This window comes from Streptomyces sp. Ru62 (assembly GCF_002920615.1).
Lineage (GTDB): Bacteria > Actinomycetota > Actinomycetes > Streptomycetales > Streptomycetaceae > Streptomyces.
On the sequence record NZ_PQSU01000001.1, the window covers coordinates 49,357 to 61,413 of the forward strand.

A 12,057-nucleotide genomic window follows, 5' to 3' on the forward strand; every position below is an offset into this window, starting at 1 on the left:
TGCGCCGCTCGGCACCGAGCGCGCCCCTCTCTACTCGCACGCCCCGCCGCGACTGCCCCGGAGGAGAAAGAGCATGAGCCGCAGCGACGTCCTGGTCGACGCCGACTGGCTCCAGGAGCACCTGGACGACCCGACCATCGCGATCGTCGAGGTGGACGAGGACACGTCCGCCTACGACAAGAACCACATCAAGAACGCGATCCGCATCGACTGGACCAAGGACCTCCAGGATCCGGTCCGCCGTGACTTCATCGACCAGGAGGGCTTCGAGAAGCTCCTGTCGGAGAAGGGCATCGCCAACGACCACACGGTGATCCTCTACGGCGGCAACAACAACTGGTTCGCGTCGTACGCCTACTGGTACTTCAAGCTGTACGGCCACGAGAACGTCAAGCTCCTCGACGGCGGCCGGAAGAAGTGGGAGCTGGACGCCCGCGAGCTGGTCGCCGGCGACGAGGTCCCCGAGCGCCCGAAGACCGACTACAAGGCCAAGGCGCAGGACACCTCGATCCGCGCCTTCCGCGACGACGTCGTGGCGGCCATCGGCTCGCAGAACCTCGTCGACGTCCGCTCGCCCGACGAGTTCTCCGGCAAGCTGCTCGCCCCGGCGCACCTGCCGCAGGAGCAGTCGCAGCGCCCGGGCCACGTGCCGACCGCGAAGAACATCCCGTGGTCGAAGAACGCCAACGACGACGGCACCTTCAAGTCGGACGAGGAGCTCAAGGAGCTCTACACCGAGGAGAACGTGGACCTCGCCAAGGACACGATCGCCTACTGCCGCATCGGTGAGCGCTCGGCCCTGACCTGGTTCGTGCTGCACGAGCTGCTCGGCGTGGAGAACGTCAAGAACTACGACGGCTCCTGGACCGAGTACGGCTCCCTCGTCGGCGTGCCGATCGAGCTCGGCGCCGCCAAGTAACCCCGACCGACCTTCTGGTCAGACCGAGACCCCTCTGGAGAAATGCATGTGTGGAGCGAAGGCCGGCGGCCCGGACGCCTCGACGATCAAGCCCGGTGAGACCACGATCCAGGGCCAGGTGACCCGCGACGGCGAGCCGGTGGTCGGATACGTCCGACTGCTCGACTCGACCGGTGAGTTCACCGCGGAGGTGCCCACCTCCGCGACCGGCCAGTTCCGCTTCTACGCGGCCGAGGGCACGTGGACGCTGCGGGCGCTGGTGCCGGGTGCGACCGCCGACCGCACGGTCGTCGCCCAGAAGGGCGGACTGGCCGAGGTCGCCATCGCGGTCTGAGCGACCTCGCCCGTGCGCGGGCTCAGTGACGGCTGAGGGCCGCATCCCCTGGGTTGGACGCCAGTGGGGGGTGCGGCCCTTGGGCTGTTCCCGGTTCCGTCAGCAGCGCCGGACGGCCGCGAGCCCGATCGCCGCGAGCAGCGCGCCGACGCAGAGTGCGGCGAGGAAGCCGCTGACGGCCGCGCCGTCGGGCACGCGACGCCGGGGACGGCGCCGGGGGCGGGGCGGGGAACCCGGGGCGGGAGCAGGGCCGGTGGGGCCGGGCACAGCACGCACGCCGGGATGGAACGCGGGATGGAACGGCGGGAGCGCGTAGGCCGGCGGGGTCGTGGTCCGGTCCCGCGGCGCCGGGTCCTCCCGCTGCCGCCGCTTGCACTCCTCGTACGGCAGACCGCCCCGCCCGTCCGTCATGCGCGGTGCTCCGTCCGCTGGTGCTGGCGCAGCAGCACGTTCGCGTCGGTCTCGGCGCTGCGGTCGTACGCCACCCGTGCCGCCTCCCGCCGCTCCGCCAGCTCCAGGCAGGCGGCACAGCCCGGCACGGGACGCGGTGGCCGGCTCGCCTCGTCCAGGGGCGGCGGCAGCGACGGAACGCCCCTGGCGCGCTGGTTGACGGCCCGCACCCCCGCCCCGATCCGCTCCCGGTCCGTGGCCGGACGCACCCTCTCCGGATCCGCCTGCCACTCCACCCCGCCGCCGACGGGGCGCAGCATCACGTAGGGGCCGGCCCGGTCCCGGTACTCGCCGACCCTGTCGGTGGCGGGGTCGTAGAGAAGACGTCCCGGCTCGTGGGACTCCGACGTCGTCATCACGGCTGCTCCTTTCCAAGAAACGTGTGCGCAGCGCGAAGTGGCAGCTACGCTGCGTGTTCGGGCGGTGTCCAAGAGCATGGCGCACGGAAACGGCGTCCGGGCTGCTGAGCGGGCCAAATTCAACGCCGGGCCCGTCAAATTCAACAAATTCAACAGGAGCGGGAGCGCGATGCCGCAGCGGTTGGTGATCACGGGGCGGAGCCAGGAGCCGAGGGCGCGGTTCACGGAGGAGTTACGGCGCCTGAGGGTGGAACGGGGTCTGAGCCTGCGGGAGTTGGCGAAGGAGGTCGGCTGGGACGCGTCCCAGTTCAGCAAGATGGAGAGCGGGCAGACGCTGGGCGGGCCGGAGATCGTCCAGGCGCTGGACCAGTTCTACGGAACGCCGGGGTTGCTGGTCACGCTGTGGGAGCTGGCGGTCGCCGACCCGACGCAGTTCAAGGAGCAGTACCGGCGGTACATGGTGCTGGAGGCCGAGGCGGTGAGCCTGTGGCACTACGGCGTGAGCAGACCGCCGGGGCTTCTCCAGACGGAGGCGTACGCCCGTGAAGCGCTCATGGCTGGCGGACTCAAGGGAGAGGAGCTGGAGCAGCAGGTAGAAGCGCGCCTCGGTCGGCGGGAGCTGCTGGGAGGAGGCGAAGCGCCGACGTTCCGCAGCATCCTCTCCGAGGCCGTGCTGCGGACTCCGTTGCCCAACCGGGGCGAGTGGCGGGAGCAACTGGAGCACCTGGTGGAGATGTCGGAGCGCCCGAACGTCACGCTCCAAGTGCTGCCGTTCAGCACGAGCTTCCACGGTCTGGCGAGCACCGACTTGATGTTCCTGCGGCTGCTGGACACCCGTAGCGTGGCTTACGCCGAGAACGACGTACACGGTGAACTGATCTCAGAACCGAGCAGGGTTGAGCGTTACCAGCGCACTTATGATGCGGTGCGCGACAAGGCTCTCACCCCGGTCGAGTCGCGGAAGTTCATCCTACGGATGTTGGAGGAAGTGACGTGCGAGCCATCGACCTGAACACGCTGACGTGGCGCAAGAGCAGCTACAGCAACTCGGACGGCGGCCAGTGCGTGGAGGTCGCCGACAACGTCCCCTCCGCCATCCCTGTCCGCGACAGCAAGGCCCCCGCCCGCGGAACCCTCGTCTTCGGGCCGGAGGCCTGGGCGGCGTTCGTGGGCGGGGTCAAGGGGGCCGCCCGCTAGATCTCCAGCAGCACCGTGAAGGGTCCGTCGTTCGTCAGTGACACCCTCATCTGAGCCCCGAAGCGGCCCGTCGCCACCGTCGCGCCCAGGGCGCGCAGCTGGGCCACCACCTCGTCGACCAGGGGCTCGGCGACGTCGCCCGGGGCCGCCGCGTTCCAGGTGGGACGGCGGCCCTTGCGGGCGTCGCCGTAGAGGGTGAACTGGCTGATCACCAGGAGCGGGGCGGCGATGTCGCTGCACGACTTCTCGTCGTGCAGCATCCGGATCGTCCACAGCTTGCGGGCAAGCTGCGCCGCCTTCTCCTTGGTGTCCTCATGGGTCACCCCGACGAGGACGCACAGCCCCTCGCCCTCGATCGCGCCGACCGTCTCGCCGTCCACGACGACGCTCGCGCCGTCCACCCTCTGCACCACCGCACGCATGCGGACCATCATGCCCGGTGTCCCGCACTAGCCCGCACGGGGTCCACTATGGATCTCTTACCGCCCATCTGGGGATGTTCGGGGGCTCTCGGTCACATTGCGGCTGGTTGGGGTGGCACGATGCTTCCCACACGCCGGTCGAGGGGACGGTCACACGCAAGATGAGCACACCGAGTACCAGCGGGCGGCTGGGGACGCAGGGGACGTACCGGCCGCCCGCGCAGCGCGCCGACGGCACCACCGGGCCGGCGCTGCCCGCCGAGCCTCCCGAGCACGACCTGGCGCGACTGAGCCTGCCCGAGCTGCGCACCCTGCGCCGCGACGCCCAGCGCGACGAGGCCGACCTCAGCTATGTGCGGCGGCTGCTCCAGGGGCGGATCGACATCCTGCGCGCGGAGCTGGGCCGGCGCGGCCGAGCGTCCGTGCCGGCGCCGGCGGACGGCTCCGTGGTCGACCGGCTCCCGGAGATCCTGAAGGACGCCCCGGCCCGGCAGCGCTCCTCCGCCCGTCATGTCACGCTCGGCACCCCGCACAACGAGGAGTACGGGCAGCTGGCCGCCGAGATGCTCGCCGAGGTGGAGCTGTCGGATCTGACGGCACGTACGGACCTGGAACTGAGCGCCGCCATGGGGCGGTTGGTCCGCTACGAGCAGGAGGTCTCGCGGCGCCGCCAGCGGTTGCAGCGTACGGCCGACGACTGCAGCGGGGAGATCGCCCGCCGGTACCGCGTGGGTGAGGCCCAGGTGGACGACCTGTTGATGTGACCGGCAGGCCGACCGGCAGGCCGTGGGCCGTGGACGAAAGGGCGCCGCCTCGTTCGAGGTCGGCGCCCTGTCTGCTGTGGTTCCCTTCACATGCTGGTCATCCGTAGCGAGCTGTTCAGTTGTGGCTGTGCGATGTCGGTATTCAGATGTCGCTGTTCAGTTGTGACTGTGCGCTCCGGTGGCCGTCCCCTGTCCGGGCTCCCGGCTCCCCTCCGGAAGGGAACCCGAGCGGCCAACCACTGGGAAGTTCGACCATGTACTACAAGTTGGTTGCCAACTTCACTGTACTTATGTCCGCTGCAATGCGGCTTATAACCAGCTGTCGGGGAACTGCCGTAAGTTGGCGGGAAGTTGTAGTGTTTGTTCGTGGACCCGGAGCACGCCTCCTCCAGTGGGCGGACGAGGCCCCAGCGGCACCGCTCGTCCCACCGCGAGATCGCCGACGAACTCCGCAGCCGGATCAGGTCCGGTGTGCTGCGGCCGGGCGAGCGCATGCCCACGCAGGCCAAGCTGGCCGACGAGTTCGGGGTCGAACGCGGCGCGGTGCGGCAGGCCCTGCGCATCCTTCAGTCGGAGCATCTGCTCACCGGCGTTTCCAAGGGCAGCCCGGCCACCGTGGCGGCGGTCCCGGGGCCGGCGCGCCCCCCGGCGGGCCCCGCCGCGCCGCCACAGCCCACCATGGTCGGCCTCGCGCCACGCGTCGCCGCCGCCTTCGCCGCCCCCCACGTGCGGATCGACGCCCTCTGCCTGACCTCGGTCTCGCTCACCCTGGCGATCGGCGAGCCGCTGCGACAGATCCACGCGGGACGGCTGAAACCGGCCAAGATCGACGTGCGGCTGCTGCTGCCCAGCCGTGACATCGACCTGGCCTTCCCGACGCCGGTGGACGCCGACGACGGCGGTCTGCTGCACCGGCGGTGGCTGGCCCAGCGCAACGCCCAGGGCCTGGTCCTGCGGCAGAACCTGCTGGCGCTGTGCACCACGCACGGGGTCGACGTCCAGGTCTCCTTCCGGGCGCTGCCGTTCACCCCGCCGGTGAAGCTCTACCTGCTGGGCGACTCCGAGGCGCTGTTCGCGTACTACACGCTGGGGCGCCGGGAGCGGGAGATCGAGCACGAGCACGTGGAGCTGTACGACGCCGACGGCACCCGGTCCATGCTGTTCGCCTTCGAGCGGCGGGCCGGGCAGCGGGACGCGGCGTTCGTGGAGCAGTCGCGCCTGTGGTTCGAGGCGCTGTGGGAGACGATCAGTTCGGATCTGGTGCTGACGCCCTAGAAGCGGGCCGGGGCCGGCCGGCGCTACAGCGCGGGACCGGCCAGCAGGACCGCCAGCAGGACCGCGCCGGCCGAGCTGACGGCCGGGCTCTTGGCCTTGACGCCGACGGTGAGCAGGAGCAGGCCGACGAGGCCGGCGGCCCCGAACCGCCACTGGACGAGCTGCTCGAAGCCGACCACGAAGAGGGCGGAGAGGAGCGCGAGGACAGGCATGGACGTTCCCCCTTTCGGTCTGCCAACTTGACCAAGTTGGCAGCCAACTCTGATTAGGTTGTCCCCACTTGGCACCCATCCGCAAACAACTTTCCAACAACTCCCCGTAGACGGTTCAGGGTTGTAGCGTTTGGTCGTGACTCAGGAGAACGTGGCAGTGAATGGCAGCGGGCGGCTCACGCCCCAGCAGATCGCCGACACCCTGCGCGAACGCATCCGGACCGGCGTCCTCCGCGTCGGCGAGCGGCTGCCCACCCAGGCCGAGCTGGCCGAGGAGTTCGGTGTGGAGCGGGGCGCCGTACGCCAGGCCCTGCGCGTGCTCCAGGAGGACGGCCTGCTCAGCAACGTCAGCAAGGGCAGCCCGCCCCGGGTCGCCGAACCGGGCCCCGCGCGCGAGGAGCCGCAGCCGACCATGGTGGCCCTCGCCCCCCGGCTGACCGATGCCTTCGCCGCGCCCCACGTGCGCATCGACGCCGTCTGCCTGACCGCGCAGAGCCTGATCCCCGCCCTCGGCGAGCCCCTGCGCCTGATCCACGACGGCCGGCTGCGGCCGGAGCGGATCGACGTCCGCATCCTGCTGCCGTCCCGGGACATCAACCTCGCCTTCCCGGTCTCGGTCGACGCCGGCAGCGACGACGACGCCGTCCACCAGCGGTGGCTGGCGATGCGCAACGCCCAGGGGCAGGTGCTCCAGTACAACCTCCAGGCCCTGCGCGGCACCCACGACATCGACGTCCACGTCGCCTTCCGGGCGCTGCCGTTCACCCCACCGGCGAAGTTGTACCTGCTCAACGGCGCGGAGGCGCTGTACGCGTACTACATGGTCACGCGCCGTGCGGAGCCCACCGAGAGCGGGACGCTGGAGATGTACGACACGCTCGGCTCCGAATCGCTGCTGTTCTCCTTCGAGAAGCGGACCGGGCGCCGGGACGCCGCGTTCGTGGAACAGTCCCAGAAGTGGTTCGACGCCCTCTGGGAAACCATCACCACGGACCTGACACTCTCCTAGTGACCACAGAGACAACGACTGACACGACGACCGGTACAGCGGCCGGTACGGCCACGCAGCTACGAGAACTGCTGCGCCGCGGCCGGGTGGTTCTCTGGGACTTCGACGGGCCCATCTGCCGCCTGTTCGCCGGGCACAAGGCGGAACGGGTAGCGGCCGGACTGGTGGAGTGGCTGGCCGGGCGGGGGCTGCACGGCCTCCTCGACGACACCGAGCGCGAGGCGATGGACCCGCACGGGGTGCTGCGCGCCGTGGACCGCCGGCACCCCGGCAGCGATCTCGTCGCCGAACTGGAGGAACGTCTCACCAAGGAGGAACTGCGGGCCGCCGCCTCCGCGCTGCCCACCGCCTACGCCGACCCGCTGATCCGCACCTGGACCGCGGTCGGCTCCCGCCTGGCCATCACCACGAACAACTCCCCACGGGTGGTCCGCGCCTACCTCGACACCCGCGGCCTCACCGCCTGCTTCGCCCCCCACATCTACGGCCGCACCACCGACCTGCACCTGCTCAAGCCCGACCCGCACTGTCTCAACCGGGCCCTGAGCGCGATGGGCGCCGCCCCCTCGGCCGCCCTGATGATCGGTGACTCTCCCTCCGACCTGACCGCCGCGCGCGACGCCGGCGTGCCGTTCCTCGGCTACGCGCGTAACGAACAGAAGGGGAAGCTTTTGCGGGAGGCCGGAGCCGAGTGCGTCGTCGGGTCGCTGGAGCCCCTGCTGCTGGCGCTGCGCCGCCGGTGACCGCGGTCCGTGCCGGGTCCGGGAGCCCGGCCGCCCGCCGTCGCCGTGCCCACCTGCGGGCCCACGCGGTGAGGGACGTCAGCAGGCCGATGCCCCAGAAGGCCAGTTGCACCAGGTCCTCTGTCCGCACGTCCACCCCGAGCACATGGACCGTCAAGGCTTCCACCCCCCGTGCGCCGCCGCTGATCAGTCAACCGCTCAGGTCCTGCCTGTTGACTGGTGAAGTTGACTGCTTGTTGCTGCATTCCCTGTCAACTAGATCCAGTAACCGGCATGTTGACTTGACTGGTTGACTGCTCGCCGGTGTTTGCCGCAGGGCCGCCAGAGGTACGTACCGGCTGTGACGGGCAGCGCGGGCAGGACGGGCAGGAAGGACGACGAGGCCGGCGGCAAGGCGTTCCGCCGGGTCTCCGACGAGCTGCGGGTGCGGATCGCCGACGGCGGCTATCCGCTGGGCACCGAGCTGCCCTCGCAGAACGCGCTCGCGCAGGAGTTCGGGGTCTCGCGGTTCACCGTGCAGCGGGTGCTGACCGAGCTGGGCAACGAGGGCTGGATCGAGTCGCAGCAGGGCAAGCGCTCACGGGTCGTCAGGAACCAGCGCATCCACTCGGCCGCGCCCCGCGCCAGCCGCTCCCGGCACCCGATGACCCTGGGCCCGCTGATCGCCGAGGCGTTCGAGCGCAACGAGGTGACGCTGGACATCTACACCCTGACCTCCGAGAGCCTGGACACCCACATCCACGCGCAGGCCGAGCGCATCCGGGCCCGCATCATCGCGCCCGAGCGCATCGCCCTGCGCATGGTGCTCCCGTCCCCGTCCGTCATCGAGCTGCTGCCCTACCCGCGGGGCAAGGACCCCGGGGACGACGCCCGGCTGCTGGACCGGCTGCGCGGCATCACCGAACGGCACACCGCCTCGCTGCGCAAGGTCCTCGGCGAACTGCGCACCGAGAAGCTGGTGAGGTCGGTGGAGTACGAGTTCCGGCACGTCTCCCTGGCCCCGTCGTTCAAGCTGTACGTCATCAACGGCGAGGAGGTGCTGCACGGCACCTACACGCCGGTGGAACGCCCGGTGATGCTGGAGACGGGTGAGGAGATCGAGGCCGTCGACGTCCTGGGCCTCGGTGCCACGCTCACCCACCACGTCCGTGACGGCCGTCCCGACTCCCCCGGCTCCACCTTCGTGGACAAGATGACGGGCTGGTTCGAGGGAGTCTGGACGTTGCTCACCGACGAGGCCCGTGCCCATGCGATAGCATCCGCGCACGCAGACTGAGCGACCGCTCGTCCCTGCGCGAGGGATGGCGAACGAGCCGGCCTCGGACGACCCCGCACAGGTGAGTGGCAGACCACCGTTGGGCTACTCGGCTGGGCGCCCGGTCGTGCCGGCTGTCACGCGGACTTAACCTTTCCCCAGCCTTCCCCTTCTCGTGTTCTCGCGCGATCGACCTCCGGAGCGGCCAGTGGGCGCACCTTCCGTCCCCCTCGACACGACCGGGGGCCGCGCCGACGGAGCCCGGAGCCGGGCCGTCTTCCGGACGTTCCTGGAGTACGCCGCCGCCGAGGGGGCGGCCAGCGGCGGGTTCCACAACCAGAACTACGTGGTCCCGCTGTCCGAGCCGGTGGCGCGGCTGCTCGGCCGGGAGCCGGGCGTCCCCGTGACCGTGCGGGTGCGGCGCAAGGGCGCGCTGCCGGTGGTGATCCGCACCTGGCAGAACGAGTCGGCGATCCTGCGGGCCGTCCACGGCGTGCTGCCCAACGTGCCCGAGTGCCTCGCCGAGGGCGACGGCTTCGCCATCCACAGCTATGTGGACGGCGTACCGCTGTCCAGCGTGTGCGGCGACGGCAAGCCGGTCGACGGCCTGCTGATAAGAGCGCTGGCGGGTCTGCTCGCCGAGACGGCCCAGGTGCGCAGCAGCGCCACGCTCCCGCCCCTGCCGTCGCTGTGGCCGCGCAACTACACCGACAGCCAGGGCTTCCTCCAGACCCTCGCCCGCATGGCCGACCTACAGATCCGGCAGCCCAACTGGACGGCGTTCGGCGGGCTGTTCGCCGCCCTGGGCATCCCGGAGGACGCGCTGGTGCGGCTGGCCGAACGCGTCCCGGCCATGGCACGCCGGCCGTACAGCCTGCTCCACGCCGATCTGCACCGCGACAACGTGATCATGTCGTACGGCGGCGACCCGCCCCTGATCTGTGTCGACTGGGAGCTGGCGAGCTACGGCGACCCGCTGCACGACCTCGCCACCCACCTGGTCCGGATGCGCTACCCGGACCACCAGGAGAAGGAGGTCGTCGACGCCTGGGCGCACGCCGTGCAGGCGGTGCGGCCCGCCGCCGTCAACGGGGTGGTCCGGGACCTGCCCCACTACCTCGCCTTCGAGCGGGCCCAGTCGGTGTACCCCGATGTGATGAGGGCGGCGCAGTCCCTCCAGGACTCCTTCGACCAGAAGAGCCTGGACGAGGCGACGGCCCGTGTGCACCGCGCCCTGGAACTCGCCGCCGAGCCGCTGCGGCTGGGGCAGGTGCCCGGGGAACGGGAGATCGAGGGCATCCTCTACCGCTGGCGGGCCGCGGCGAGCGACGCGGTGTGGCGCGGCGGCGCGGGCCGCGGCGGCCGGGTCACCCGGGCCATCGACTGGAAGCCGGACGGGCGCGTCTCGGAGCATCCCGACTTCCCCCACTCGGCCGTCGGGAACGCCCTGCTCCTGGAGGGCGCGGCCCCGGCCGAGCGGGTGTTCAAGGGCACGGTGCACCTCAACACGGTGGTGTGGGCCCCCGGCACCGCGTTCCCCGTCATCGTGCGGCGCAAGGTGGCGGACGCCCGCCGGCTCGAACGCAGCTTCCTCAGCGAGCACGCCGTGCTGCGGGCGATCGAGCAGTCCCGGGCGGCGGTGGCCGCGCCCAGGATCCTCGCGCTGGGGGAGAGCCACTCCGGCAACCGGGCGTACTCCGGGGACCGCTTCGCGATCCACACCTACGAGGGGCCGCGCGACCCCGGCCGCCAGCCCGCCCACCCGGTCCACGGGCTGCTTCCGCAGGAGGCGGACGGACTCGTGGACCAGCTCGCCGCGCTCACCGAGGTCGACCACGCCCAGCTCGACCCGGTCGCCGTCGGCCTGGACTTCTACGACTGGCTCAGCGACCAGCTCGTCCTGCTCGTCGCCGGTCTGCCCCAGGAGTCACAGCAACTGGCCCGCTTCCTCGGTCTGCCCGGCGCGTCCCGGCTGCGTGAGATCCTCGGCCGGCACCGGCTCACCCGCCGTACCCCGGCCCTGCTGCACGGCGACCTCAACCCCTGGAACCTGGTGCGCCGGGACGACGGTCTGGCGCTGACCCTGATCGACTGGGAGATGGCGCTGGTCGGGGACCCGCTCTACGACCTGGTCCGGCACATGCACCTCACCCCCACCCGGCCGGAGATCCGGGACCGCATGTTCCGCCGCTGGGAGCGCCGCCTGCCGCGGGAGTGCACCCGGAACTGGCGTCAGGACTGGCGGGTGTACCGGTGGATCGAGACCGTCCGCTCGGCGTACGTCGATCTCGACCGGCTGGTCACCGGAGCGAGCCGGGAGGCACCCAACGTCCGCCGGGCGCTCGACTCGTACGCGATGACCCTGGCGGCGGCCACCGCGTCGCTGGGCCTGACCATCCCGCCCCGGTCGAATCCCTACCTGACCCGGGCGCTGGGTCTGCGGACCGGTCCGGACAGCCCTGCGTAGGCTCGCCCCCATGGGTGAGATGGGCCTGCGCGAGCGCAAGAAGCAGCGGATGTACCAGGATGTGTCGGACATCGCCGTACGGCTGTTCCTGGAGCGGGGCTTCGACGCCGTGTCCGTGGCGGAGGTCGCCGCCGCGGCCGGGATCTCCAAGCCGACCCTCTTCCGGTACTTCCCGGCCAAGGAGGACCTGGTCCTGCACCGGATCGCGGACCACGAGACGGAGGCCGCGCGGGTGGTCGCCGGGGCGGCCGACCCGGTGGACGCGCTGCGCCGGCACTTCCTCGCCGGCCTGGAGCGGCGCGACCCGGTCACCGGGCTGAACGACCACCCGGGCGTGCTCGCCTTCCACCGTCTGCTCTACGGCACCCCGTCCCTGGTGGCGCGGGCGTACGCCCACCAGGAGCGGTCGGAGGCGGCGCTCGCCGAGGTCCTGGGGGGCGATCTGCCGGCGCGGCTGGCCGCCGCGCAGATCATCGCCGTGCAGCGCGTCCTCGCCCTGGAGAACTGGCGGCGGATCGCGGCGGGGGAGCCGGTGGCGGAGGTGGCGCCGGACGCGGTGGAGGCCGCGGAGCGGGCGTTCCGGCGGCTGGCGGAGGCGCTGCCGGAGCTCCGGGGCCAGCGTATGTGACTCGGTAAAAAATGTAACTCGGT

General features: G+C 71.2%; 15 protein-coding genes. 11 read left to right on the forward strand and 4 right to left on the reverse strand.

The window, feature by feature from the left end; translation table 11 throughout:
- The first annotated feature begins 73 nt into the window (after positions 1-73).
- Together C3492_RS00255 and C3492_RS00260 are read left to right on the forward strand one after the other, a co-directional pair.
- Positions 74-919 (forward strand): sulfurtransferase, encoded by an 846-nt coding sequence (locus C3492_RS00255; RefSeq protein ID WP_030653589.1) that lies wholly within the window; start codon positions 74-76, stop codon positions 917-919.
- A 46-nt stretch (positions 920-965) separates the two neighbouring features.
- Positions 966-1,253: a DUF1416 domain-containing protein gene (locus tag C3492_RS00260; protein ID WP_043441578.1), complete on the forward strand. Its 288-nt coding sequence runs from the start codon at positions 966-968 to the stop codon at positions 1,251-1,253.
- 99 nt (positions 1,254-1,352) lie between these two features.
- Here C3492_RS00260 and C3492_RS00265 read toward each other — a convergent pair whose 3' ends face one another.
- Entirely contained in the window at positions 1,353-1,664 is a 312-nt protein-coding gene (locus C3492_RS00265) for a hypothetical protein (protein WP_181140110.1), read from the reverse strand.
- On the reverse strand, positions 1,661-2,062 hold the full coding sequence (locus C3492_RS00270; protein ID WP_103809667.1) for a hypothetical protein: 402 nt from the start codon (positions 2,060-2,062) through the stop codon (positions 1,661-1,663). The genes C3492_RS00265 and C3492_RS00270 overlap by 4 nt, the downstream gene beginning before the upstream one ends.
- 169 nt (positions 2,063-2,231) lie before the next feature.
- Between C3492_RS00270 and C3492_RS00275 the strand changes: the two genes are divergently transcribed.
- Both C3492_RS00275 and C3492_RS00280 read left to right on the forward strand, forming a co-directional pair.
- Complete coding sequence (locus tag C3492_RS00275) at positions 2,232-3,074, forward strand: helix-turn-helix transcriptional regulator (RefSeq protein ID WP_103809668.1); 843 nt, start codon at positions 2,232-2,234, stop codon at positions 3,072-3,074.
- Positions 3,056-3,259, forward strand: coding sequence for a DUF397 domain-containing protein (locus C3492_RS00280; RefSeq protein ID WP_103809669.1), 204 nt, complete (start codon positions 3,056-3,058; stop codon positions 3,257-3,259). The genes C3492_RS00275 and C3492_RS00280 overlap by 19 nt, the downstream gene beginning before the upstream one ends.
- On the opposite strand, the gene dtd is transcribed toward C3492_RS00280, so the two are convergent.
- Complete coding sequence (gene dtd / locus C3492_RS00285; RefSeq protein WP_103810013.1) at positions 3,256-3,681, reverse strand: D-aminoacyl-tRNA deacylase; 426 nt, start codon at positions 3,679-3,681, stop codon at positions 3,256-3,258. The two genes, C3492_RS00280 and dtd, sit on opposite strands and share 4 nt — an antisense overlap.
- Before the next feature lie 161 nt (positions 3,682-3,842).
- Between dtd and C3492_RS00290 the strand changes: the two genes are divergently transcribed.
- Both C3492_RS00290 and C3492_RS00295 read left to right on the forward strand, forming a co-directional pair.
- Complete coding sequence (locus C3492_RS00290) at positions 3,843-4,445, forward strand: aerial mycelium formation protein (protein ID WP_103809670.1); 603 nt, start codon at positions 3,843-3,845, stop codon at positions 4,443-4,445.
- Between the two features lie 360 nt (positions 4,446-4,805).
- Complete coding sequence (locus C3492_RS00295; RefSeq protein WP_103809671.1) at positions 4,806-5,720, forward strand: winged helix-turn-helix domain-containing protein; 915 nt, start codon at positions 4,806-4,808, stop codon at positions 5,718-5,720.
- Between the two features lie 23 nt (positions 5,721-5,743).
- On the opposite strand, the gene C3492_RS00300 is transcribed toward C3492_RS00295, so the two are convergent.
- Complete coding sequence (locus C3492_RS00300) at positions 5,744-5,932, reverse strand: hypothetical protein (protein ID WP_014673494.1); 189 nt, start codon at positions 5,930-5,932, stop codon at positions 5,744-5,746.
- Between the two features lie 130 nt (positions 5,933-6,062).
- On the opposite strand from C3492_RS00300, the gene C3492_RS00305 reads away from it, so the two are divergent.
- From C3492_RS00305 to C3492_RS00325, 5 genes are all read left to right on the forward strand, one after another.
- Positions 6,063-6,941 (forward strand): winged helix-turn-helix domain-containing protein, encoded by an 879-nt coding sequence (locus C3492_RS00305; RefSeq protein ID WP_181140112.1) that lies wholly within the window; start codon positions 6,063-6,065, stop codon positions 6,939-6,941.
- Positions 6,941-7,684: an HAD family hydrolase gene (locus C3492_RS00310; protein ID WP_374938315.1), complete on the forward strand. Its 744-nt coding sequence runs from the start codon at positions 6,941-6,943 to the stop codon at positions 7,682-7,684. Before C3492_RS00305 ends, C3492_RS00310 begins: the two co-directional genes overlap by 1 nt.
- 340 nt (positions 7,685-8,024) lie before the next feature.
- Positions 8,025-8,960: a winged helix-turn-helix domain-containing protein gene (locus C3492_RS00315; RefSeq protein ID WP_103809674.1), complete on the forward strand. Its 936-nt coding sequence runs from the start codon at positions 8,025-8,027 to the stop codon at positions 8,958-8,960.
- Positions 8,961-9,147: 187 nt separating this feature from the next.
- Positions 9,148-11,406: a phosphotransferase family protein gene (locus tag C3492_RS00320; protein WP_103809675.1), complete on the forward strand. Its 2,259-nt coding sequence runs from the start codon at positions 9,148-9,150 to the stop codon at positions 11,404-11,406.
- Positions 11,407-11,416: 10 nt separating this feature from the next.
- The gene (locus tag C3492_RS00325; RefSeq protein WP_181140113.1) at positions 11,417-12,034 is read left to right on the forward strand and encodes a TetR family transcriptional regulator; all 618 of its coding nucleotides are present in this window, start codon (positions 11,417-11,419) and stop codon (positions 12,032-12,034) included.
- The last annotated feature ends 23 nt before the right edge of the window (positions 12,035-12,057 follow it).

What these genes read in the sequence shown, in the direction of transcription:
- C3492_RS00300 (WP_014673494.1), bottom strand. Translation starts at nt 5,932, where the DNA reads ATGCCTGTCCTCGCGCTCCTCTCCGCCCTCTTCGTGGTCGGCTTCGAG.
- C3492_RS00290 (WP_103809670.1), top strand. Translation starts at nt 3,843, where the DNA reads ATGAGCACACCGAGTACCAGCGGGCGGCTGGGGACGCAGGGGACGTAC.
- C3492_RS00255 (WP_030653589.1), top strand. Translation starts at nt 74, where the DNA reads ATGAGCCGCAGCGACGTCCTGGTCGACGCCGACTGGCTCCAGGAGCAC.
- C3492_RS00260 (WP_043441578.1), top strand. Translation starts at nt 966, where the DNA reads ATGTGTGGAGCGAAGGCCGGCGGCCCGGACGCCTCGACGATCAAGCCC.
- dtd (WP_103810013.1), bottom strand. Translation starts at nt 3,681, where the DNA reads ATGCGTGCGGTGGTGCAGAGGGTGGACGGCGCGAGCGTCGTCGTGGAC.
- C3492_RS00265 (WP_181140110.1), bottom strand. Translation starts at nt 1,664, where the DNA reads ATGACGGACGGGCGGGGCGGTCTGCCGTACGAGGAGTGCAAGCGGCGG.
- C3492_RS00275 (WP_103809668.1), top strand. Translation starts at nt 2,232, where the DNA reads ATGCCGCAGCGGTTGGTGATCACGGGGCGGAGCCAGGAGCCGAGGGCG.
- C3492_RS00325 (WP_181140113.1), top strand. Translation starts at nt 11,417, where the DNA reads ATGGGTGAGATGGGCCTGCGCGAGCGCAAGAAGCAGCGGATGTACCAG.